Annotated in this window: 16 protein-coding genes; 13 read left to right on the forward strand and 3 right to left on the reverse strand. The window is 58.5% G+C overall.

Annotation, left to right across the window (positions count from 1 at the left end):
- The first annotated feature begins 25 nt into the window (after positions 1-25).
- Complete coding sequence (locus VGG64_15285; protein HEY1600965.1) at positions 26-814, forward strand: hypothetical protein; 789 nt, start codon at positions 26-28, stop codon at positions 812-814.
- 359 nt (positions 815-1,173) lie between these two features.
- Here VGG64_15285 and VGG64_15290 read toward each other — a convergent pair whose 3' ends face one another.
- Positions 1,174-1,812, reverse strand: a complete 639-nt coding sequence (locus tag VGG64_15290) for a carbonic anhydrase (GenBank protein ID HEY1600966.1) — start codon at positions 1,810-1,812, stop codon at positions 1,174-1,176.
- A 636-nt stretch (positions 1,813-2,448) separates the two neighbouring features.
- Between VGG64_15290 and nhaR the strand changes: the two genes are divergently transcribed.
- The gene (gene nhaR / locus VGG64_15295; GenBank protein HEY1600967.1) at positions 2,449-3,351 is read left to right on the forward strand and encodes a transcriptional activator NhaR; all 903 of its coding nucleotides are present in this window, start codon (positions 2,449-2,451) and stop codon (positions 3,349-3,351) included.
- 180 nt (positions 3,352-3,531) lie between these two features.
- On the opposite strand, the gene VGG64_15300 is transcribed toward nhaR, so the two are convergent.
- The gene (locus VGG64_15300; GenBank protein HEY1600968.1) at positions 3,532-4,860 is read right to left on the reverse strand and encodes a Gfo/Idh/MocA family oxidoreductase; all 1,329 of its coding nucleotides are present in this window, start codon (positions 4,858-4,860) and stop codon (positions 3,532-3,534) included.
- 454 nt (positions 4,861-5,314) lie between these two features.
- Here VGG64_15300 and VGG64_15305 point away from each other — a divergent pair, with 454 nt between their 5' ends.
- From VGG64_15305 to VGG64_15335, 7 genes are all read left to right on the forward strand, one after another.
- A complete protein-coding gene (locus tag VGG64_15305) occupies positions 5,315-5,701 on the forward strand; it encodes a response regulator (protein ID HEY1600969.1) in 387 nt (128 codons plus the stop codon).
- A gap of 397 nt (positions 5,702-6,098) precedes the next feature.
- A complete protein-coding gene (locus VGG64_15310) occupies positions 6,099-7,253 on the forward strand; it encodes an alpha-hydroxy-acid oxidizing protein (GenBank protein HEY1600970.1) in 1,155 nt (384 codons plus the stop codon).
- Positions 7,254-7,666: 413 nt separating this feature from the next.
- Complete coding sequence (locus tag VGG64_15315; protein ID HEY1600971.1) at positions 7,667-9,715, forward strand: hypothetical protein; 2,049 nt, start codon at positions 7,667-7,669, stop codon at positions 9,713-9,715.
- Positions 9,716-10,104: 389 nt separating this feature from the next.
- On the forward strand, positions 10,105-11,403 hold the full coding sequence (locus tag VGG64_15320) for a patatin-like phospholipase family protein (protein HEY1600972.1): 1,299 nt from the start codon (positions 10,105-10,107) through the stop codon (positions 11,401-11,403).
- Positions 11,404-11,637: 234 nt separating this feature from the next.
- Complete coding sequence (locus tag VGG64_15325) at positions 11,638-11,877, forward strand: hypothetical protein (GenBank protein ID HEY1600973.1); 240 nt, start codon at positions 11,638-11,640, stop codon at positions 11,875-11,877.
- A 214-nt stretch (positions 11,878-12,091) separates the two neighbouring features.
- A complete protein-coding gene (locus VGG64_15330) occupies positions 12,092-13,624 on the forward strand; it encodes an ATPase domain-containing protein (GenBank protein HEY1600974.1) in 1,533 nt (510 codons plus the stop codon).
- On the forward strand, positions 13,593-15,254 hold the full coding sequence (locus VGG64_15335) for an ATP-binding protein (protein HEY1600975.1): 1,662 nt from the start codon (positions 13,593-13,595) through the stop codon (positions 15,252-15,254). The genes VGG64_15330 and VGG64_15335 overlap by 32 nt, the downstream gene beginning before the upstream one ends.
- Positions 15,255-15,409: 155 nt before the next feature.
- On the opposite strand, the gene VGG64_15340 is transcribed toward VGG64_15335, so the two are convergent.
- Positions 15,410-17,800: a serine hydrolase gene (locus tag VGG64_15340; GenBank protein HEY1600976.1), complete on the reverse strand. Its 2,391-nt coding sequence runs from the start codon at positions 17,798-17,800 to the stop codon at positions 15,410-15,412.
- 346 nt (positions 17,801-18,146) lie between these two features.
- Here VGG64_15340 and VGG64_15345 point away from each other — a divergent pair, with 346 nt between their 5' ends.
- The 4 genes from VGG64_15345 (at position 18,147) to VGG64_15360 (ending at position 24,852) form a co-directional block, all read left to right on the forward strand.
- Positions 18,147-18,686 carry a ferritin gene (locus VGG64_15345; GenBank protein HEY1600977.1) on the forward strand — a complete coding sequence of 180 codons (540 nt, stop codon included), beginning with the start codon at positions 18,147-18,149 and terminating at the stop codon, positions 18,684-18,686.
- 328 nt (positions 18,687-19,014) lie between these two features.
- The gene (locus tag VGG64_15350) at positions 19,015-19,848 is read left to right on the forward strand and encodes an AraC family transcriptional regulator (GenBank protein ID HEY1600978.1); all 834 of its coding nucleotides are present in this window, start codon (positions 19,015-19,017) and stop codon (positions 19,846-19,848) included.
- Positions 19,849-20,164: 316 nt separating this feature from the next.
- Entirely contained in the window at positions 20,165-23,308 is a 3,144-nt protein-coding gene (locus VGG64_15355; protein ID HEY1600979.1) for a PSD1 and planctomycete cytochrome C domain-containing protein, read from the forward strand.
- A gap of 47 nt (positions 23,309-23,355) precedes the next feature.
- Positions 23,356-24,852, forward strand: coding sequence for a DUF1501 domain-containing protein (locus VGG64_15360; GenBank protein HEY1600980.1), 1,497 nt, complete (start codon positions 23,356-23,358; stop codon positions 24,850-24,852).
- Positions 24,853-24,919 lie beyond the last annotated feature (67 nt).

A 24,919-nucleotide genomic window follows, 5' to 3' on the forward strand; every position in this document is an offset into this window, starting at 1 on the left:
ATGTGAACCACGAGAAACATCTCCCATGTTGCGACATCTGCTGCTGTGTGCGTTCGTAATTTTTACGCCTGTGACGGCGCGCGCGTCTCTAGTATCGTTGACGCCGGTTTACGTACAGAGTTTCGATAGTTCACTCACCTCCTTAGGAACGCTCGCCAACAACGGTGCCTCGACGCCGCTCGACGGCTATCTGCAATTCGAAGTACGGCTCACTTTTACGGATGCGGCCCCAGACGAGGATTTCTGGACCGCGGCCTTCAACATCAATTTGGGCCCCGGGCTGACAAACAGCTCGGGCTGGATGGATCCCGGCACGGCGCAAGCCAACGGGTACTACCCAAGCGCGCCATCGCTCGCCGAATATGATTCGAACGGAGCGACGGCAGGCGGCATTGAGATGCACTGGCAGAACGGGAACGGCGATTTCGGAATAAATCCTAATGATCTGCAAGCCATTATCGTCGAAGCAGCGAGCGCCGAAGCCGCCAATCGGCAGTATGGCGAAGCAGGTCGCCCCGGCGCAGGATCGCAGGATGCGCTGGGTGATCCGACGTTGATTGGCACATTTATCGTGCAGCGGACCGAATTGGTCTCCTCATCGATCGGCATTACGCCGATCAGTGGAAGCCCTTGGGGAAGTTACGTGTCTAACTTGGACGGTCAGGGAGTGCCGACCAGCCACACAGCGTCGAGCTTTACCGGTGGTACCTTGTCGGTCCCGGCGCCCGAGCCGTCGAGCTTACTGCTGGCGGCGTTCGCCGCCGGTGCGCTCGTAGTGCGCCGCGGTTACAGGCTCCACGGGGCGCGCAGCTAGGCGCCACGTACAAATCCGCGCGAGATAATCCCACGTCCTGTACAAAAGGAACGTCCCAGCAAAGGGGCGCATATTCTCGGTCGAAACGGATCGCAGGGATGGCGCTCCTTGCGCGGCGCATTGCGTCACGGCGATTGATCGCCGCGCATTGATGGCCGTCGAGAGCGTGATCTCTACGGATTTTCACCGTCGGCGCGTGGATCGAGAATGAATCCTGCGAATGCTACCGCAAGGTACGCGTTCAATGCGAACATTTGTTTGGCTTTGCCCAACAGGAGCCGCAACGACGGCTAGGTGCAAAACTCTCGGCCTATCCCCGCCGACAGCCTTTCAAACCGTCCCTTTCAGGTCGAGAGGAACTACCTGGGCATAACCGGTAAGGTTGTGACGATTCCCGTGGCCAGATCGTAGACCCCTCCCGCCATCTTGAGCTTGCCCTCGTCGATGAGTGCAGCAATGTCGGGCGAGGCCTCGACCACGGTCATGGCTTGATTGATGACGTTCTCGCGGATGGCGCGGTCGACATCATTCCCCGACGATTTCACCGCCGGACGCAAATGCTGAAACAGCGAACTGAATTGGCCCGGCTGTGGTTCGCGCTTCATGGCTGCGGTTACTGCGCCACAAGACGTATGCCCTAACACGTAAATGATTTTCGCCCCGAGAATGCATGTACCGAATTCCAAACTGCCGATGATTTCCGGAGTGGCTACGTTTCCAGCAATGCGGTTGACGAACAAATCGCCGAACCCTTGGTCGAATACGATTTCGACGGGAACTCGCGAATCGGCACAGCCTAGGAAGACCGCAATCGGAGCTTGCAGCGCCGCGACCTCTTTAAGTCGCGCCATATTTCGATGCGACGCCAAGGTCTCGCCGCGGACGAAACGCTGGTTTCCTTCCGCTAGGGCAAGCAATACCTCATCCGGCGTCTCAGGGCGCCGGCTTCCTGGCTCGTCTGCTCTCGTCGCCTGGTTCGGATAGTTGAGCGTGCTCATCGAGTCCACCCCCGGCCGCAGCGTGCCACTTGCAGGGCTTTGAGATCAAAAACCGCTGCACAGCGGTGGATACGCACTACCATTTCGTTCCCTTAATTTGTATTTCGACTAATTCTTATCTCGACGTCGCTGTCCCTGGCGCTATAACTGGGCCGATTTCCAATCTTTGCCTCGGACCAGGCTCACGCTCGGTGCGCCGCCGAGACTCAGAAGACGTTTCACTGTCATGGAGAGCCGCTAACCTCGTTCGGCTGGATACTCGTCCGCTACAAGGCATCGGATCGGCGACATCCACTTTGCGACACCTGGCTAGTGAATCTTATCGGCGATCAAACCATCAGAGCCAATAGATAGTGTCCATGGGATCCATCGAAAAACTCTATGGATCAGCAAATCGCTGAAATCCGAGCAACAGCTGGCGGCTGAGGATTGGCAGGCCCGTGAAAAATGCGGACAAATCATGATTTCGGTCCATAGGCATTTCCTATGTAACCAATTATATTTATTGAATGTCGTTATAGGACGTCGGTAGGAAACAGACGCCTAGTTGCCGTTACAACGGCTGCCCTTCCCGGCACTCCCGACAATCCGTCGGTGTCGGGATGAGCCCTGAGCAATTTTCCGCAGGAGAAGCGCGTGGACTGGCTGAACTATCATCATCTTCTCTACTTCTGGCAGGTGGCGCGCGAGGGTAGCGTCGTTCGTGCCGCACGAGCACTGCACCTTTCCCAGCCCACCGTCTCGGCTCAGGTGCGCGCGCTAGAACGGGCCCTCGGGCAGAGATTATTCCAGAAGCAAGGTCGAGGCCTGGTGCTGACCGAGGTCGGCCGACAGGTGTTGCGATACGCTGAGGAGATCTTCGCTCTGGGACGCGAACTGACGGAAGTCGTCGGCGGTAACAAATTGGCCGCGACGACGCGCTTCGCGGTGGGTATCTCGGATGCGCTACCAAAAATGACCACTTACAAGCTGCTCGAGCCGGCTTTGGTTCTCGAACCGCGCCTGCGGATCGTGATGAAGATCGACAAGACCGACCGTCTGCTCACGCAGTTAGCCGAGCACAGCCTGGACCTGGTACTGGTGGATGGTCGTGCCCGTCCCGACATGAATGTCCGCGCCTTCACGCACCTGCTGGGTGAGAGCGGCGTGAGCATTTTCGCGACGCGAAAGTTGGCTCGACAATATCGGCGCAATTTCCCCCAGTCGTTGCACGGTGCGCCCCTGCTGGTACAAACGACAAATACGTCACTGCGACGAACTTTGGACCAATGGTTCTACGAACGCAATTTGGTGCCCCAAATCGTGGGCGAGGTCGAGGACACTGCCATCTTGCAGGTCCTGGGGCAGGAAGGCGTCGGACTGTTCGCAGCGCCGTCCGTCGTGGAAAAGGTGATCTGCAAGCAACACGACGTATGCGTCTTGGGGCAACTGGCCGAGGCAAAGGAACGCTTTTATGCGATTTCTGTCGAAAGACGGTTGCGACATCCGGCGGTTGTCGCCATTTCACAGGCCGCACGCAAAAACTTGTTCGTTGCCTAACGCCCTCTACAAAAACCATCGTCTAAAGAAATAGGCGGAGCTGTTCGACGGAGAGCCCGAGCACGCAAAGTTTTTCTGCGTCAATATGTGGACGGTGCCGAGTCCACGGCTCGCCCCTGACATTCGGCTGTGCGGGGCGGCGTTCGTCGGATCGCCGTACGTCGCCTTGGATTCTTGAACTCAGGCTAATTTCCATCCCGAGCGATAGTCGCGACGCAGAAAGCGTTCAGCGTCCGAGCAGTTTGTCGCACGCATATTCGCCGCGTCCCATTCGAGCCGCATACCTGCGCGAAAGGCGACGTTACCCAAATGGTTGGCTTCGGTCAACCAGCCGGCGTACTCGAAGTTGCAGGTCGTAGGCGCGCCCGTCTTGCAGGCGTGCAACCACTCCGCATGATGTCCGAGGGACTTGGGAATGAATGGCTCGGGTGGCGCGAACCCTGCAAACTTGTCCGCCGGCAATAGCAAATATTTGCCGTAGTCGGACAGTAACATTCCTTTGTCGCCGACGAAAAGCACTCCGCTGTCCCACCTGGGAATCCCGCCATCTTGCCAGATCTTCGGTTTGTTACGGCCTTGATACCAGGTCAACTCGAGCGCTGGTGATGAGTCGCGCGATCCGTACTGATAGGTGACTTGCATGGAAGCCGGCGCGATTTCCGGATGCGGCGGCGGCCCTTGGGCTTCGATCGCCAGTGGCGCTTTCAGGTCGAGCGCCCAAAACGGCAGGTCGACCCAGTGACTGCCCAAATCGCTCATCGTGCCGTTGCCGAAATCCCACCAGCGATACCATTTTGGTCCGGGAAAGTAGACGCTGTGAAACGGCCGTTCGGGCGCAGCCCCCAACCACAGGTCCCAATTCAGGTCAGGCGGAATCGGCTGTGTCTCGGCGGGCCGGCTCTCCGTAAAAACGATGTCGCCGGCCTGCGTGGCATCCGCTTCACGGGCTTGCCAGCCCCAGGCTCTGTTAACCCAAACGTGAACCTCTCGCACAGGCCCAATTGCGCTGGTTCGAATCAGTTCTACGACACGGCGGTAATTGTCGCCGGCATGGATTTGCGTCCCCATTTGCGTGGCAACGTTGGCGCGTGCGGCTGCCTCGCGAATAACGCGCGCCTCCCAAACATTGTAGGTAAGCGGTTTCTCGCAGTAGACATGCTTGCCGAGTTGCAACGCCGGGAGTGTGGCAAAGGCATGCGCGTGTTCGCAGGTGCTGACGACGACGGCGTCGACCTCGCCGGCTTGGTCGAAAAGTTTGCGAAAGTCGTCGAAACGACGCGCCTGCGGATGTGCTTCTGCCGCGCGAGCAAGGTTGTCGGAATTCACGTCGCATAGCGCGACGATATTCTCAGACGCGACGGCTTGCATGTTGCTCGCGCCACGTCCGCCGCAGCCGATGACGGCGATGTTGAGCTTCTCGTTCAGGTTTCTAGCCCGCAGGATGGCTGGAGCGGCGAATGCTGCCGTGCCGGCGATCGCTGCGGTTCGCAAGAAACGGCGACGGCCCACAGATTGCGCCTGACACGATAGGCTGCTTTTATCTTTTGTCACAGCGGGTGTCCCCCCTTATCTCTGACTCTTTGGTGTCGGACCAGTCGCATTATAGGCAACATCGTTTCCACTGGTACGCCCCAGCCGATGGACAATGCGAATCCGTGTGGGACATCTTGCAAGTCTAGCCGCTGGCGGCTCGACGTTATTCATCACTCACGGCTTGGTTGACGTTTTCAGCAAGCTTAAAGGAGACCTTCGACAACCCCGATGGCGTCCTGCGGGCCGGGAGCGGGCAGACGCATTGAACGTGGTCTCGGCTGAGTGCTATTGGCACCGCCGTGGCCGCTCGGAGGTGCGTTGCCAGACGGAAAAGATCGCGTCGACAGTTATGCACGCTTCTCCAACTTCTCTATTCCAAAGTAGAAACGGCACATGGTTTGCGACGCCATCAGTCAGGAGGACCTTCGTCATGGCAACTGTCGATCGGGGTCGGCCCCTCAATGTTTTGATCGTCGAAGATAACAAGGGGGCGGCAGGCGTATTCCAGGCTTTGTTCAATGTACACGGTCACCGGGCCGTGGTGGCACACGATGGATCGCAGGCTCTCGATATGGCCCGCAAAGAGTCACTTGATGTCGTCATTTGCGACCTTGGCTTGCCTGATATGGATGGATTCGAGGTGGTTCGCAGGATGCGAGCCGATCCCGCGATTCCCTACCATCCCGTCTGTGCCTTGACGTCGAGGACGGACGAAGTGTCGCGAAGGAAAGCGGCGGAAGTCGGATTCGATGGCTACATTGTCAAGCCGCCCAACTTCCCCGAGCTGATTGGCTTTCTCAAAAAGTATCAGCGTTGAAGCAGCTGAATACGGACTGCCGGCCTCTCGCCGCTTATCTGCCCCTCTCGGCAAAAGCGATATTTCGCCGATTCTTGCCGATATGTGCTTTGCTGTGGCGATCGAGCCTCGCGAAGCTTTCACTGCTTGCCGCTTGAGGCACCCCGCTGACTCTCAGCCATTCAAACCAGGCAGGCAGGCTCGCCGCGTCGAAATCAGCCGCGAGAACGCTTTGAAGGTCCCGAAGCGGTGCCATATAAAAGTCTCGTCAGTCGGCGTAGATTAGGAATCCAATTCGTTCGCTCGTGAATCAATAAGAACCGATCGAACGTGCTTAGGGCTTAGAATCCGACAACTGTTGAACCTCCACGAGGCACTTGCCTTCTCAAGTTGCAAAGACAAGGAGATCGTTTTAAAGATGTACGGCGACTACGAATTAGAAATTTACGCGGCCGGGCTGCGCGGAATCTTGCCCAAGCTTCCCATCGACATGGCCACGCTCGAAAAGAAGGCCGTCGAGTCCTGGTCAGAGACTATCTCCTCGTACGTGCAGGGTGGCTGTGGAGACGAACGGACCCAAAACCTCAACGTCGCGGCGTTCGAGCGGTGGGGCATCGTCCCTCGCATGATGGTCGACGCCTCAAGGCGCGACCTATCCATCGAGTTGTTTGGCATGAAGCTGCCGACTCCGATCTTCATGGCCCCGATTGGAGTTCTGGGGATCTGCGCCCAGGATGGCCACGGCGATTTGGCGGCCGCGCGTGCCGCCGCCAAGACGGGTGTGCCAATGGTGGCATCCACTCTGACCGTAGACCCCATCGAGGCCATCGTCCCCGAGTTCGGTAGCGTGCCGGGCTTCTTTCAACTCTATACGCCGAACGATCGCGGCGTCGCCGAGAGTTTTGTCCATCGCGCAGAAGCGGCAGGGTTCAAGGGAATCGTCGTCACGCTCGATACTTGGATTGCAGGCTGGCGACCAAGGGATCTGACGCGGTCAAACTTTCCGCAATTGCGCGGGCACTGCCTGGCGAATTATTTCACCGATCCAGTGTTCCGCTCGCGGCTGGCCAAGCCTCCCGAGGAAGATCCCGTTGCGGCCATTCAATTTTGGGCAAAGACGTTCGGAGCATCGCTCACTTGGAACGACCTCCCTTGGTTAAGGTCGCTCACGAGGCTTCCACTATTGCTCAAGGGCATTTGTCATCCTGACGACGTTCGGCGAGCGATCGACGGCGGCGTCGACGGCATCTACTGCTCCACTCATGGGGGCCGGCAAGCCAATGGCGGCGTCGGCTGTTTGGAAATGTTACCGGCGGTTGTCGAAGCAGCGGGTACTGTTCCGGTGCTATTTGATTCCGGAGTTCGAACGGGAACCGACATCGTCAAAGCAATCGCGCTGGGCGCCACGGCAGTTGGTATCGGGCGACCCTGCACCTGGGGTGTGGCCCTGGATGGGACGAATGGCATCGTCCATGTATTGCGATGTTTGCTCGCCGAAGCCGATCTGTTGATGGCCATCGACGGATACCCAACCCTGGCTGATGTCCGGTCAGCCACGATGATTAAGCTTTAGTAATGTAGCAATGGTCCATGCGGCGGCCACTCGCAAAAGCCTTTAGGTGCCGTCGCTTCAATATGTCTATCCGCTGACGACAGGCTGATGCCGTCTGGAAAGCTGCCTTATGGTGAGCTCCAACATTGGATTTTCCAGACTCGGCGATTCAAAAACTGGTCCGGTGACGCGGTTGACTCGCTCCTTGTCCCTTCTTTTGCATCACGTACCTAAGAGACGTTGCGCATCGAATTTGTTCATGCCAATGTTCCGGAGGAAGAATTGGGCAGTTCTTTTGGGATTTTAGAATCTTGATAGTGATGGGGACTGAACACTGGCTATAGTATGACGGCGCTGCGATGGGTTTCGCTCGCGGGACGTCTAGGAAACCGGGCTCGCGCATGCAACGCCCGCAGCCAGCGTGGTGAACGGAAATGTGGTCAATCAAGCGGTCGCCGTTGCAGCCATCGAGAATCGTCTCGCATGCCGATCCGACCTCGCCAGAGCATGGAGGGCCACCACCGGCAAAGATTTCCGGTGAAATAGCTATCGAGAAGCCTCGCCACCAGACCTTTTGGCTGTGGGTGATGTGCCTGACCGGCGTCGATTATTTCAGCACGCTGGCGTATCAGCCATCGATAGCGTTCGAGGCGGCAGGCCTGTTGGCGCCCTTAACCACTGTGGTATTAGTCGCCGTTACGCTCTTCGGCGCTCTGCCGGTGTATGCCCATGTCGCTTCCTGCTCTCCCAATGGCCAGGGCTCGATCGCCGTTCTCGAACGTTTGATGCACGGATGGACGGGAAAAGCCATCGTCCTTGCACTGTTAGGATTCGCGGCTACTGACTTTGTCATCACCAAGACGTTGTCGGCAGCCGACGCCGCCGTACACCTGATGGACAATCCCATCTGGCAAAACGTTCCACCCATCATTCGCGAAATGACCGAAACGCAGCAGCGCAATTGGCTGACTATGACATTGCTCGTCATATTGGGCGCCACGTTCATACGCGGGTTCAAAGAGGCTATCGGGCTGGCGGTGGTGATCGTCGGCGGCTACCTGATATTGAATGTGTTGGTCATCGGCAGCGGCCTGAGACACCTGTTCGCGAATCCCCACTATTTGCACGATTGGTATACGAACGTAGTTGCTGGACATTGGCATTTAGAGCATGCTCCACTCGCCGGAACGGGCGGTTGGAGCATTCTAGCCATCAGCTTGTTGCTGTTTCCCAAATTGGCGCTGGGCTTAAGCGGTTTCGAAACGGGCGTCGCCGTGATGCCGTTAATCATCGGAGACCCCAGCGACACGGCAGATAATCCCCGCGGCCGAATTCGCAACACGCGCAAGCTATTAATCACGGCAGCCGTGATCATGTCGATCTACTTGCTTTGCTCGTCACTTGTAACTGCCACGCTCATTCCGCCCGAGGCATTGCACAAAGACGGCCCCGCAGCCGACCGCGCGTTGGCCTACTTGGCGCATGGCGAGGGACCTGCCGTGCTCAATTCCCTGTTTGGCGAGACGTTTGGAACGATCTATGACCTAAGCACCGTCCTCATTCTCAGCTTTGCCGGTCTTAGCGCGATGGCCGGGCTGTTGAATCTGGTGCCGCAATACTTGCCACGATATGGCATGGCGCCCGAATGGTCACGGGTTGTGTTTCCGCTGGTCGTGTTGTTCACGGCCATCAATTTGTTCGTCACCTGGATGTTCGACGCCGACGTCGGCGCCCAAGGGGGCGCGTATGCCACGGGCGTGCTAGTTTTGATTTCCAGCGCCTGCCTGGCTACGGTGATCGATCTGTATCGCCAGCGCAGTGGGCATTGGCTAACGCGCACGCCGTGGATCTTCGTTTTTATTACGCTCGTATTCTTTTTCACGACGGGCGCGAACATGATCGAGCGGCCCGACGGGATCAAGATCGCCAGTTGGTTCATTATCGCCGTCGTGATCAGTTCGTTCGCATCGCGGGTCAAACGCAGCACCGAACTGCGTTTCAAGGCATTCGACTTTGCCAACAGCGAGTCTAGATTTCTGTGGGACAGCCTGAAGCACCTGGAGTTTCCGGTGCTCGTACCTCATCGTCCCGGCCGGCGCGGCTTGGACGAAAAGGAGGCCAGCATCCGCCGCCGCCATCGGCTTCCCGACGACATGCCGATGGTGTTCATCGAAGCCGAGCTGGGGGACGCCAGCGAGTTTCAGCACAGCCCGTTGATGGAAGTGATCGATCATGACGGCCGGTTCGTGATCAGCGTCACGCGCTGCGCCTCGATCGCACATGCCGTGGCGACCATCGCTTTGGAGCTTTCGCGCGTGGGCAAGCCTCCCGAGATCCACTTCGGCTGGTCTGACGACAACCAACTGGCGGCCAGCATCGGATTCTTCCTCTTCGGAGAAGGAAACGTTCCCTGGCTCGTCCGCGATCTGATTCGCAAGGCAGAACCGAATCCCAAGCTCCATCCCAAAGTGATTATTGGTTAGCGCGAGAGCGATTGTATCGCCTCCACCGCAGACCATTGCTAGATCGACGATGTCCCGTCTGCCCACGATCTGCCGGCAAGCGGTGATCCATGAGCAATGGCATGGACAAAGACCGGCCCCGTCTCGATGTCGTCACGATAGCGCAACTGCGGCACGCCCGGTTGTTTCCATCGCGTTCCGGTTGCGCAGTCCTTGACGGCCAGTAAAGGTTTGCTGCCCGGGGAAACTTTCTTGCCTCTACCGCGCAGCGCTTGCAAAGCACCCGCGCATTTCGATCTACCCGCGCCGTGGCGCCGACTCCCACAAAATACTGAGGGTATATTTGCCTGGACCCTAGTTGTGCAATTGGTTGTCACGGCGTGCGCGCGGGCGGTTCGATGGAACGAAGAATGCCAAGGCCCCCGCTGGTTTCCACCGCACGCGCCGCTCCCCGGACTTTCGCACTCTGTGCGACCCTCTGCGTCGCTTCGGGCCTTGGCTGCGTGCAGGTGCAGCATACGGGCCCCTGTGTCCCCACAGGTTTGCTTACTCCCGACGCGACCGTCGATCTGAATTCCACGACGGAAGGGCATCACTCTCTCGAACGAGAAGTCTTGACCGAAACTCTCACCCGCTTGAAATCCACGCGATCGCCGGAACTTGCCTCGAACGCCAAGAAGTACAACGCCTTGGCATTGTCCGGCGGCGGCAGCTACGGCGCATTTTCGGCGGGTGTGCTCAATGGTTGGACCGCCAGCGGCCAGCGGCCCCAGTTTGACATTGTCAGCGGCGTCAGCACGGGCGCGCTGATCGCTACCTATGCCTTTTTGGGCCCGCGCTACGATGAGGCCTTGCGCAAGTTTTATACCACGACCACTACTGCCGACGTCTACCACAAGCGATTTAAGCCAGCCGTGTTATGGTCTGACTCATTTGTGTCGTCCACACCACTGCAGTGCGCCATCGAACGCGGCGTCAGTCCACAGTTGCTCTGCGAAGTGGCTCAGGCGCACGCTGAAGGACGGCGGCTTTTTATCGGCACCACCAACTTGGACACCGGTCGTCTGGTCATCTGGGATATGGGGGCGATCGCCTCGAAGGGCGATCCTGAATCACTCGTGCTTTACCGCAAGATCATTTTGGCATCGGCCTCGGCACCTGGGTTCTTTCCCCCCGTTAACATCGACGTCTCTGTAAATGGCCAAAGTTATTCGGAAATGCACGTCGATGGCGGGACCACGGCTCAGGTCTTCTTTCGCTCGTCGATGTTACAGATCGACCCGGCCGAGTTCAGTGGCGGCCGGCGCCCCCTTACCGGCTCGCGAGTTTACGTCGTGGTCGCCGGCAAGGCCTTTCCAGATCCCAAATGCATTGAGGATCGCGCGTTGAAGATCGCCAGTAGATCGTTGAGTGCGCTGACCCATGCCCAGACGCGTAATGACCTGGTGCGCATTTACACGCTGACGATGCTTACCGGAATGGACTTTCGCGTTGCCGCCATTCCCCAGGACTGGCCCATCCAGGAGGACGGCATGGTGTTCGACGAAGCATCTATGCGCAACCTCTACGACCGAGGGTATCAATGGACGGTCGCCGGTCGCGCCTGGGCCGACCTCCCTCCGGTACTGGACGCATCGCAGCAAAGTATTCCCCGAGCTGGCACGCGCTTTCTTGCGCCTCTGGCCGGAAATTTGCCCTGTGGTACGTGAGCGGTGCCTTGGGAATTTCCGTTTTGGCACCCACCGGTCGAAAACCACAATCGGTGCTCCGCTGCGCGTCGAACGAGCGCGATGGTTTCGCATTGGCCAGATAGAAGGCGTTTAGAACGTCCTCCTCAAGTGCGGGTATGCAAGGGCGTTCCCCGGCACGCCGTTTGCTAATATCGTAGCCGCTTTGGAATACATCCAGGGCCAGGATTTATCTCTACCGAAGGAGCTACGAACATGACAAAGAAAATAGTCCCAGCAAAGGCGACCGCAAAGAATCCGCAGGCAAAAGGGAAACCAGAACGCCGCATGGCCGAGGATGCCCGCCCTGACCGATCGACTGCTGAATCAACAAGGGGCGACCACCGCGGGGTCGATATCCCGGTCGCAGGTAGTACGCCGTCGCTCGACGAAGAAACCCTCTCGGATGCCGCGCCCTACAACAAGACTTACGGCGTCAAGCACGAGCGCCAATAGCACCCTTTGGCGACGACCAAACTGAAGCGGGGTCGTCGTTCTAGAGCCCTTCGATATGGTAAAAACGGCGTAAGAGGAAGGTCGGACGAACTTCAGGTGGCGGCCCAGAAACGACCACTCGGCCGTCTTGAATCCTTCCCCCAAGGATAGAGAGAGTGTCAACTAGCCTTCGTCCGAGCTCAGGCGGCAACTTCTCAGGGTTCTGGAGAGCGGCATGGCTCAACTAGCGCACAGTTCGTCGATCATCCGATCAAAAACCGGAATTCCAGGTTTAGACGAGGTCCTGAACGGCGGCCTGATACCGCACCGTCTCTATCTTATCGACGGAGATCCCGGTGCGGGTAAGACCACCCTGGCGATACAATACCTGCGCGAGGGGTTGCAAGCAGGCGAACGATCTCTGTACATCACGCTTTCCGAGACCAAGGAAGAACTGGTTGCGGGCGCCAAATCGCATGGTTGGTCGCTGAACGGCATTGAGATCGTCGAGCTTATTGCTGAAGCCGAGGAACTCGATGGCGAGTCGCTAGTGACGATGTATCACCCCTCCGAAATCGAGCTCACGGAAACCACATCAAAGATTCTGGCGGCTGTAGACAGGATAAATCCAGTGAGGGTCGTCTTCGATTCCCTTTCTGAATTGCGACTCTTGGCACAAAACTCTCTGCGCTATCGTCGCCAAATCCTCGCGCTGAAGCAGTTTTTTATCGGTCGTAAATGTACAGTTCTGCTTCTCGACGATCACACGTCAGAAGGCTCTGATTTGCAATTGCAAAGCATCGCGCACGGGGTCATTTCGCTGGATCAGCTGGCGCCGATTTATGGAGCCGAGCGGCGCAGGCTGCGCGTGATGAAAATGCGCGGAAGTTCTTATCGCGGAGGCTACCACGACTTCGCGATTCGCGAAGGGGGGCTCGTGGTGTTCCCGCGGATCGTGGCGTCCGAACATAACGAACCGTTCGTTCCTGAGCACATCAAGAGCGGAGTCACGACACTCGACACGCTCTTGGGTGGTGGCCCCGATCGAGGCACCAGTACACTGCTCATGGGTCCAGCCGGTTCTGGCAAATCGACGCTCGCCGTGCAATACGCCGTAGCGGCCGCTGCACGTGGCGATCACGCTGCCATTTTTGCTTTCGACGAAAGCCTGGCGACGTTAGATGCTCGCACTGCTGCGCTGGGGATTAAGTTCAAGGAAGGAACCGAAGCGGGCCAGGTAAAGCTGCATCAGATCGATCCTGCGGAACTATCGCCCGGAGAGTTCGCCTCGTTAGTACAAGAATCCGTCGAACAGGATAACGCTCGGGTGATTGTTATTGACAGCTTGAATGGCTACATGAATGCCATGCCCGAGGAGCAGTTCCTCACCGCGCAACTGCATGAACTTCTAAGCTACCTGGGCAAACAGGGCGTCACCACAATCCTGGTCGTCGCTCAACACGGGATGCTGGGCACGAACATGCAATCACCCGTTGATACGAGCTATCTGGCCGATTCAGTCGTCTTGCTCCGCTACTTCGAATACTCGGGCAAGGTAAAAAAGGCCATTTCCGTTGTTAAAAAACGCAGTGGGGCGCATGAAGAGTCGATTCGCGAACTCCGCTTCGACGACAAAGGCATTCATCTGAGTGAGCCGCTTGTACAATTCCGCGGCATTTTGACCGGCACTCCCGTGCACGTCGGCGAGGACCAGCTCTCTCCACATGAAGTCGTCGATGGACGCCGCAATGACTCCCGAAGACTTTAGTCAGCGCGTCCTCTTGCTGACGCCCACACGCAAAGATGGTGACGTCACTGCATCGTTGTTGGCCAAAGCCGGCATCGCTTGCCAAGTATGCGTCGATTTGCGCTATCTGGCCGACGAAATCTATAAAGGAGCCGGCGCCGTCCTGATCACAGAAGAAATCATTAGTGCCAACGGCATTCAGCAATTGCTCGGTGCCTTGGAGCATCAGCCCACCTGGTCGAACCTGCCCATCGTCATGTTAATGAAGGGTAGCGTCACATCACCAGTCGCCGCAAAGGTGCTGCGCGACCTGAGAAATGTCACTCTGCTGGAGCGACCGGCGCCCACACGTTCGGTCGTTAGCGCCGTACAGTCCGCAATTCGCAGCCGGCAGTGGCAATATCAGATTCGCGATCATCTCGAGTCCATTCGACTTGGCCAAATTGAGCGACAGCAGCTCTTGGAAAGCGAGCGCACCGCGCGGCAAGAATCCGATAGAGCAGGTCGCATCAAGGACGAGTTCTTGGCAACTTTGAGCCACGAATTGCGGACGCCGCTCAATGCCATCGTCGGCTGGGCCCAGCTGATCAAAATGAACTCCGGCGATCGAGAAATGGTCGAGGAAGGCATAGGCGTTATCGATCGTAACGTTCGGGTGCAAACGCAGCTTATCGAAGATCTGCTCGACATGAGCAGAATCATCTCCGGAAAGGTTCGTCTAGACGTGCAACACGTGGCGCTCTCGGAGGTTATTGATGCGGCGCTCGAATCCGTTATTCCGGCGCTTACGGCCAAGGAAATACGTTTGGAGAAAGTGGTCGACCCGTCGATTGGCTCGGTCAGCGGCGATCCGGGGCGACTACAGCAGGTGCTCTGGAATCTACTAACGAACGCGATCAAGTTTACGGCGAAAGGTGGCAAGCTGCACGTGCTGGCAGAGCGCGTCAATTCGCACTTGGAAGTCAGTGTTACGGATAATGGTGAGGGCATCGCCCCCGAGTTTCTCCCGCAACTTTTCGAGCGATTCACGCAGGCCGACGCGTCCACCACCCGCAAGCATGGCGGACTCGGCCTGGGACTATCCATCGTGCGGAGCCTCGTCGAAATGCACGGCGGCACGATTAGCGCCAAAAGCGCCGGGATAGGCCAGGGGGCCACGTTCCTCATTAAGCTGCCATTGCGCGTCGTAAATGGTCCAGAACCTGGCCCGGCGATTCACCCCGGCTCTATCTCGAAGCATGATTTGTCCCGCGACCGGCCGAGACTCAAAGGGCTCAAGATTCTGGTGGTCGATGACGAGCCCGATGCGCGGGAGCTAGTGCGACGCTTTTTAATCGAGTGCGAAGGCATACCGACGCTGGCTGCATCAGCCTCTGAAGCCATATCGCTGCTGCCGGCCATTTCGCCCGACGTAATTATTAGCGACATCGGCATGCCCTATCAGGACGGATACGCATTTATGCGCAGCGTTCGCGCGCAAGGATTAAAAACGCCGGCGCTGGCCCTGACGGCCTTTGCCCGTCCCGAAGATCGAATCCGGTCTATTCAAGCCGGCTACCAGATGCATCTTCCCAAACCGGTGGATCCCGTCGAACTAGTGGCGGTGATTGCCAGTCTCGCGGGACGCTACAACGCCTCGCACGAGCGCTAGGCGATGGGGGTCGTGCAGCACTTTGTATCCCGTCAGCGACGGTCGAGGCTTGGTCGTCATGGAATGCTATTAACAAATGTGTTGAGGGACGCAGTAGGGCGGTAGCCCAGGGCCAGTCAGCCGAGCGATTTAACTGTCCTTCGCCGGCCTGTACATTACCGTGGGTCGCCGCGCATTAAATCCTCAAACTTTGTATTGCCGATCCGGTAATGCTTCCAGTCTTGATAATCGAAGTGCCACCACTCGAACTCGTAGACGGCAAAGCCCTCGGCTTGCATCGCCTGTCGCAAGTGGTCGCGATACCACCGCTGTCGCGACGTCCCCCCGGGATACAGTGGCAGCGAGCGCGGCGAGAATTCGTCGTAGCCAGCAACCATCGAAATCGGCTTCCCCGTGGCCAGGTTGTAGAGCGACAGATCCACGGCGCAACCACGATTGTGTCTTGAGCCCTGGGCGGGATTGGCGACAAAGTTCTTGAATTCTTGCGGTGTCGCATCCCAAAACATTTTCGTTACATACCACGGTCGATACGCGTCGTACACGAGCAGACCAAGTCCTTGTGGCCGCAGCCGCCGCTGTACGCGCAGTAATGCCTCGGCGGCAGGCCGCTGCAGAAAGGCCCGCGGTTGTTTATAGAACACCGCGCCGGCAAAGTTGTTGGTCGTGGCATATCGCACGTCGAGCTTTATCGTCGCATCGAGCGTCACCACCTCGACGAGATCTGATTCGCGAAAATCCCCCGTCTCGACCGGTGGGGTTGCGACCAGCGCCGCTTTGCGCAACGCGTCGACCGGCTCGACCGGCACGATGTGGAACGTCTCGCCGTCCTTGGTGCCCAACTCGCGACGCTCGAAGCGCACATCGGCAGCCACGACGTGCGTGGCGTTGCCCGCCGCATCACGCGTGAATTTCAGCTTTTCGCCGTGATACAGGCCGTAATCCGGAAAGGCAAATTCGTTGTCGTCGAGTTCCTTTAGCGGATAGGCATAGAACCACTCGATCAGCGCCACGAGCCGCCCATGATTCTCCAGGATATTCAACGTGTTGTGGTCCCAACCGTATTCGCCAATCAGTCCGTGCCAGCGATCCGGCGCGGCCGGCGGAGGTTCGTCCGGCCGGCGATCGAATACCTCGTCCTTCACGAGCAGCCTGCGTTGCTCGTCGAGCCGCACCTTTGTGCCAAAATTGATCGGATCGTCCGTCAGCAGCGCACCATCGATTCCTCCCGCGCGCAACTCTTGCCGAAACACGCCCGGGTGCATCCATGCGCGGCCGTTCAGCTCGATGACCGGCACCAACCGATCATCGGATCCATACTCACCTGCCAGCTCACGAGCGCGCGACACCGGAATCGGCGTGGTGGTCCGATACTCAGGTAGCGCCGTGCCATCCTGCTGGGCCAGCATCAGTCGCAACGCGTATTCCGCTAGTCGCTCGACCGTACCGTTGCTCACGTCAAGTGCGGCGACCACAGCTACACCTAAATGGCGACCTGGTAGCGCTTCGACCTCAGTCGAAAAACCGTACACCGCTCCGCCGTGGCCAATGCGCCGCTGCCCATCGAGTTCGTCAACTTGAAAACCGATGGCAAATTCTTGTGGTTTGCCATCGATTTCTGGCCGGGGCGACGTCATCTGCTTAAATGTTTCAGGCCGCAGCAGGACGCCATCGCCGACCCGACCTTCTTGCAAGATGCAAGCTAGAAACTTCGCCAGGTCGCGAACGCTGGAATAAAGATTGCCAGCCGGCGCGATGCCCAAGGCGAACTTTGGCGCGGCAAAGCGCCGCCCGTCGTAGGTCCACATCGAGGCATACGCCAGCCGGGCTTCTAGGGCCGGCGTCAGCACGAAGCTACTACTAGTCATGCCCAGCGGGCGCAAGATGGCCTCGTCGATGCGCCGCGAATACGCAGTGTTTAACTGCTGTTCGACCACGGCACCAACCACTGTGATACCGGCGTTGGAGTATTTAGTGCGCGTGGCTGGCTTGTAGACAAGCGATGTCGCATTAAGGCTGGCGACAGTTGCGGCCAGCGTGGGCTCGGTGGGATCAAAATAATTTCCCACGGGAGGCTCACGAACCAGGCCCGCGCGGTGCGACATCAGCTGCCGCAAAGTGATTGGCCCGCCAAAAGGGTTGCCGGGCGCGAATGAAGGCAGGTAATCCTGCACGGGCTGGTCGAGATCAAGCTTTTTCTGTTCGACGAGTTGCATAACGGCCAGGTCTGTGAATAGCTTGGAGACGGAACCGACGCGATAGATCGTGTCCGCCGTAGCAGGTACGTTTTGCGCGGCGTCCTGGAAGCCAAAACCTTCGGACCATACCTCGCCGCTTCGATCGACTAATGCTATCGACAAGGCCGGCAGGCTTTTGGCCGCAACCTCATACCGAATGGCTTCCTCCAGTCGTTTGATAACGTCCTGTTTTCCCTGCTCAGCCGATTCGGTCAGTCCCGCACCGCGTGCTATCGGCGCAACGATGGTCAACACAGCCAGAATTGCCATCCCTTGGCGCTGCCGTTGCCATGCTAAGAGCAATTTCCGCATCGAGCCTCTCCGGGCAAAGCCGTTCAGCTGGTCCTGGATGAAATATTTCGGTGTGCGTGCGACATTTTCCGCGGATCGACGCCTTATCGTAGTTTGGTCAACCTGCATCCATTTCACAACGCTCCTCCGGGGGCAACAGTGTGAACAGCTGGCCCCTCCCTCTCCTTTTTTGGCGGGTTGCAAAGCCATAACTCTTCGTCGATGCCTGGAGATATCAAACGAACCAGGTCCAGTTCGCTATCAGGCGACGCCAGACAGCGGTTTACATTTCGACGCGGAAAGCGATAATCGCCGAGTGTCAGAGCCCCCCGTTTCAAGTAGCCATGCCATTTGCAGGAGCGTCCTTATGTTGGCTAGCAGCGTGCAACAAGCCATCAACGATCAGATCAACAACGAATTCAGCGCTTCCCATGCATATTTGGCCATGTCGATCTTTTGCCAGCGGCAAAATTTCGTGGGTTGTGCCCATTGGCTCCGCGTCCAAGCCAAGGAAGAAAACGGCCACGGCATGCGGCTGCTCGATTTCCTTTTGGCACGCGATGGCGCCGCTGCCCTGAAAACGGTCCCTCAGCCAGCCGGAAACTTTGCCACGATTGCGGCCGTCTTCGAGCAAGCCCTGGAGCAGGAGCAACATGTCAGCAAACAAATCGACGACCTGTACGAACTGGCGCTAAAGGAAAAGTCCTTCTCTGCGTTGGTCGAACTGCAATGGTTCATCAATGAGCAGGTTGAAGAGGAAGAGACGGCCCGCGAGATCGTCGGCAAGTTCCATCTCGTCAAGGGGGATCCGGCAGCGTTGTTGGATATCGACCGCGAACTCGGCGCACGTACTGCTAGCTCAGGCACCAGCGGACAGCACGCCATCAGTCGGCATCGATCTGAGTAGGCGTTCGAAGACGTCCTGACGTCCGAGCTAGCCAGCCGCGCTTGCCGGCCGTATCGATACGACTAATTCCTGCCCTTTTCTGGCGCCGGCGCGGTCCTCACGAAGCCCACAACTTATTCGGCAAATGCCGATCAGGCGGTCGCGCGTCTGACGATCAATGGCAGGCCTGACTCTAACAGGCCTGTGCCTCGTCGCGGCTTCAACCGCCGACGAGACGGTTCGCACTCTCCTTCGCACGGCATCCACCTCGCGGAAAAGACCGCAAGAACTATCAAGCGGTTCCGTGCCGATGCCTGTACAGTTGGGGAAACCGTTGTGAGGAGAATCCGTGGACCCAGTTCAGAAGGCACTTTGGTTCGTCGAAAGTCACTCCAGGGAATCCCTCGCGCTGGAAGACATTGCCAGGGCTTGCCACGTGTCAACGTTCCATCTAACCCGCGCCTTTGCGGCCACGATGGACTTGTCCTTGATGAAGTATGTCCGGGCTCGCCGCTTGAGTGAGGCGGCGCGCCAACTCGCTGGCGGGGCCCGCGACATTCTCGGCATTGGTCTCGACGCGGGATATAACTCGCACGAGGCATTCACTCGGGCGTTCCGCGATCAATTTCTCCTCACACCCGAGCAAGTGCGTGCCCGGGGAGGTTTTGACAAAACTCATTTCGTCGAGGCCATCGCCATGACTTCATCACCGTCGATCGATCTTGCGCCACCCCGTTTCGAGACCTTGGAGGCGACAATATTTGCCGGCCTTGTGGAGCGTTATGGTTGCCAATCGCCCGCTGGAATTCCAGCTCAATGGCAACGGTTTACCCCTTTTCTCGGGAGCATTCCCCATCAGGTTGCCGCCGCGACGTACGGCGTGATCTACAACTTCGACGCGGATGGCAACTTTGACTACCTGTGTGGAGTGGAAATCGCCACGGTATCGAACCTGCCCAGCGGTCTGACAAGCATACGAGTGCCGGGACGGAAATATGCGGTCTTTGCGCACCATGGCCATATCGCCAGCATTCGTGCGGTCTGCTCCACGATCTGGAAGCATTGGTTTCCGGGATCTGGATGTCAGGCCGTCGAGGCCCCGACTCTGGAACGTTATGGCTCGGAGTTCAATCCCCTTACCGGACTCGGTGGATTCGAAATTTGGATTCCGGTAGAAGGCTGACCTGCCTGGAATTCTCGCGACGCGGCCGCAGCGTCGACATCAATTCCGAATTGCCTCGGCTCGCGCCCTCACCCTCTCGACTTATGGGCACCTACACCGGTCGAGTTCGACGGGTTCCGATCAGCCCAGCCACTCTACCTAGTGCCTTCTCGGATCGGTACTTAGGGCCCCCGCCGAGTATCGCCTCGGCTCCGGTTGGGGGTTGCAATTCACATCGGTGAATGTTGATAATAGGGTCTGCCTACCAGATACCCTGCCTGAGTCGAACAACCCAGCGTGCCGCCCAGCACACTACTTCCCTCCAATGGGCTTTGCCATGCACCTGTGGCCGCGAATCTTTTGTATTGCGCTGTTTGCCGTCACGGCGGCGCGCGCGACCGCCAGCGAACCAAATGACACGGTCGCGGCGCCGACCTTTGAAACCGATATTCGGCCCCTGCTTCGTGCCCATTGCTTTGACTGCCACGGTGCAACCGACGAGAAGCAAGGGGGCCTTGATCTACGGCTCGTGCGGTTCCAGCTCGCCGGTGGCGATTCGGGACCGGCGATTAAGCCAGGTGACGCCGAGGCCAGCATGCTGGTAACGCGGATTCGCGCTGGCGAGATGCCGCCGGGCGACGCCAAGCTGACGCCGCGCGAAATCGACACCATCGCAAAATGGGTAGCGGCCGGCGCCAAAACCGCACGGGCCGAGCCAGAGTCGATCGCCCCGGGCGTGGGCATCAGCGAAGAGGAACGCTCGTGGTGGGCCTTCCAGCCAATCCATCTTCCGGCAATTCCCGAAACCCCGGATCCGCGTGTGCGAACCCCCATTGATGCGCTGCTGCGTGCCGCGATGCCCGCCGGGGTCGCCTTCTCGCCCGACGCTGATAAGCGCACCCTGATTCGACGCGCGTACTTCGATCTTCTCGGATTGCCGCCGGCTCCTGTGGAGGTCGGTCAGTTTTTGGCCGACTCTTCGAGCGATGCATACGAAAAGCTGGTCGATCGATTGCTGGCGTCGTCGCACTATGGCGAACGCTGGGCGAGACATTGGCTCGACGCAGCCGGCTATGCCGATAGCGACGGCGCCACGACACAAGACGCAATTCGCAGCTGGGCATTCAAGTACCGTGATTATGTCATCCGCGCATTCAATGAAGACCGGCCGTTTGACCAATTTGTGCGCGAACAACTGGCCGGCGACGAAGCGACTGGGCCAATTGCCGGCGACATGTCGCCCCAGCAGATCGAGTTGCTGACCGCCACAGGTTTCTTGCGAATGGCGGCCGACGGTTCGGGCAGCGGTGATAACAGCCCTGAAGCGCGCAACCAGGTCGTCACCGACACGTTGAAGATCGTGACCAGTTCACTGCTTGGCATATCCGTGGCTTGCGCCCAATGCCACGACCATCGTTACGATCCGATTCCACAGACCGACTACTACGCTCTGCGCGCGGTCTTCGAGCCAGCGCTCGATTGGCAAGCGTGGAAAACACCCAATGAACGTCATATCTCGCTTTACACGACCGCCCAGCGCCAAAAGGCGACCGAGATCGAGGCCGAGGCACAAACGATCGCTACCGAGCGCGCCGCAAAACAAACCGTGTACATGGCCGAGGCGCTGGAAAAGGAATTGATGAAGTTCGAAGAGCCGTTGCGCGAACAGTTGCGCACGGCCTATCAAGCGGCCGCCGACAAGCGGACCGACGCGCAAAAGAAGTTGCTCGAAACGTATCCCAGCGTCAACATTTCGCCGGGCGTGCTCTATCAATACAATCAGGCGGCGGCCGACGATCTCAAGAAATACGACGAACGCATTGCCGCCGTCAGATCGCAAAAACCTGCAGAAGAATTCCTGCGGGCGCTTGTCGAGCCGCCCGATCACGCGCCAGAAACCAAACTGTTTTATCGCGGTGATTATCGGCAACCCAAGCAATCAGTGGGACCCGGCGCCCTTTCGGTGTGCGGACCAGACAACCGTCCCGCCGAATTTGCCGCCAAGAGCGGCGCGCTACCTACCACGGGTCGCCGGCTGGCCTTTGCGAACTGGCTGATGGGGTCCGACAATCCACTCACCGCGCGGGTGTTAGTGAATCGTGTGTGGATGCATCATTTCGGTCACGGAATCGTGTCGACTCCGGCAGATTTTGGACGCCTGGGGACATTGCCATCCCATCCGGAACTTCTTGACTGGCTGGCCTCCACATTTCGCGAGTCGGGCTGGAGCCTGAAGCAACTGCACCGTTCGATCATGTTATCGACCGCCTACCGGCAGTCATCGCGGCGCGATCCGGCACAATCGGCCCTTGACAGCGACAATCGTTACTATGGCCGTCAGAATGTGATTCGGCTTGATGCTGAGGCGCTACGCGATCGCGTATTGGCTGCCAGCGGAACGCTCGACAGCACACTGTTCGGCCCAGCCGTTCCGGTTAAGGAAGACGACAGTGGTCAAGTTGTGGTGGCCGACGACGCAAAGCGCCGTAGTCTGTATCTATTGCAGCGCCGCAGCCAGCCCGTGGCGTTGATGCAGGCCTTCGATGCCCCGGCGATGCAGACGAACTGCGAGTCGCGCCCGTCATCGACCGTCGCCACACAATCGTTGATGCTGATGAACGGCGAATTCTGGCTCGGCCAGGCCGCGGCGCTGGCGGACCGTTCCCTACGAGAACCCGCTCAGAGCTTGCCAATCGACCAGCTTGCCGGATTGGCACAGAGTTGGAAGTCGGCTGCGCCGACGTGGCAATTTGGTTATGGTAGCTACGATGCGAACTCTGGACTTACGGAATCATTTACGCCGCTCGCGCACTGGACCGGCTCTAGCTGGCAGGGAGGCGCCATGCTGCCCGACGAACAAACCGGTTGGGTATTGTTGCATGCCGATGGCGGACATCCCGGCAATAACCCCGGCCACGCGGCGATTCGTCGTTGGACAGCGCCCGCCGCGGGCGTGCTGAGCCTGCGCGGAACGCTTTCCCATGGCAGTGAGAATGGCGACGGTGTTCGCGGCCGTTTGGTGTCGAGTTCCCACGGCATCGTCGGCGAGTGGCTGACGCGGCACGGCGAGGCGCCGACGATCGTCGAACGCATCACAGTGCAGGCAGGCGACACGCTCGATTTCGTGACCGATTGTCTGCAAGAAGTCTCGTCGGATTCGTTCACTTGGCGCGCCGAATTGACGCTCGCTCAGGATGGGGGAGATGCGGTTACCTTCCGCTCGCACGAAGGATTTCATGGGCCTACCGCCAAAGCGACCAATGTCGAGATTGCCAACGTAGTGCGCGCCTGGGAACTGGCTTATTCGCGTATCCCCACGCGTGACGAACTACAGACCACCTGTGCCTTTCTGACGAACCAGGTCGATTACCTGCGGCTACATCTGCAGCACACTGTGGCCGGCCGATCGCCCGAGTCGCAGGCCTTTGTGAATCTTTGTCAGGCGCTGTTGAGCTCTAACGAGTTCTTATACGTCGACTAACAAAAACCCTCTCGCGCGCCAATCAAAAATGGGCGCAGCTGATTGCCATGCCGAACGCGCAAAAAACGATCGAAACGATGTTGCCCGGATATTCCCGCCGCAAGTTTCTCGCTGAAAACGCGATGGGCATTGGTGCCCTGGCGTTAGCTTGGTTAACTTCGCAAGAAGCCGCGGCTGTGCCGGCCAAGCTGCCCAAGGACCCGTTGTTTTTTGACTTGAAGCCCAAGGCGCCGCACTTTGCGCCGCAGGCGAAGGCCATGATCTCGCTTTTCCAGCATGGCGGCCCATCGCATGTGGATCTGTTCGATCCCAAGCCTGAGCTAACGCGGCTCAACGGTGCCGACTATCCGGGCGAAGTGGTGTTCAGCTTCGTCAATCGGGCCAGCAAAACACTATTCGGCAGCCCTTGGAAATTCAGCAAGCGTGGTGAATGCGGCACCGAGATTTCGGAGTTGCTGCCCAACCTGAGTGAAATCGCCGACGACGTTTGTTTGATCCGCTCGATGCATACCGGCGCCAACGGACACGAAGTTTCTATTCGCTATTTTCATGGCGGAATCCCCGGTGTAGTCGGTCGACCGACGCTGGGCTCTTGGCTTGCCTATGGACTAGGCTGTGAAAGCCAGGAACTGCCGGCCTACCTGGTGTTGACCGATCCCGGCGGCCATCCGGTCGATGGCGTGAGCAACTGGACAAATGGCTTCATGCCGCCGTTGTTTCAAGGGACTGTTTTACGTCCCAAGGAACCGCGCATTCTGAATCTCGAAGCGCCGCCACATTTGCGCGGCGCAGTTCAGCAGCAGAATCTAGCCTTTTTGCAAGGACTGAATCGTCAACACCTCGAACAACATCCCGGCGAGGCCGATCTCGAAGCGCGCATCGCCAGCTACGAACTGGCGGCCGCCATGCAAACGGCAGCCACCGAGGCGCTCGATATCTCGCGCGAAACCGCCGCCACCCTCAGCCTATACGGGCTCGACGATCCCGCCACACGCGAGTATGGAACGCGCTGCCTCATCGCCCGCCGGTTGGTCGAGCGTGGCGTGCGGTTTGTGCAGTTGTTTTTGGGCGGGCAGCCGTGGGACAGCCACAGCGACATCCGCAATGGCTTACCGGCCGTTTGCAAAAGAACCGACAAGCCCGCCGCGGCCCTGGTCAAAGATCTCAAGCAGCGCGGAATGCTCGATTCGACCGTTGTCCATTGGGGAGGTGAGATCGGCCGCCTGCCGGTCACCGAGAACCACGGCGATCCCACGAAATCTGGCCGGGACCATAACGGCCAGGGTTTTAGTATCTGGGTCGCTGGTGGCGGCTTTCAGCCGGGCATGACGTACGGCGAGACCGACGAGTTCGGACATCGCGCGGTCAAGAATATCGTCACGCCGAACGATTTCCAGGCGACGTTGCTGCATTTGTTCGGCCTCGACCATCAGCGATTGAGCTACTTGCACAGCGGTCGTGAGCAGCAGATCACCGCCGGACGAGAAGCTCGCGTCGTCGGCGAGATCGTCAAGGCATCGGCCGTCGCTCAGCAGCCGGTCTAATCGGCTCCAATCGTACTGTCGTCGAAACGAAAGTACCTTCGACATCGATACGCGCGTATCGATGTGC

Source organism: Pirellulales bacterium, assembly GCA_036490175.1.
Taxonomy (GTDB): domain Bacteria; phylum Planctomycetota; class Planctomycetia; order Pirellulales; family JACPPG01; genus JACPPG01.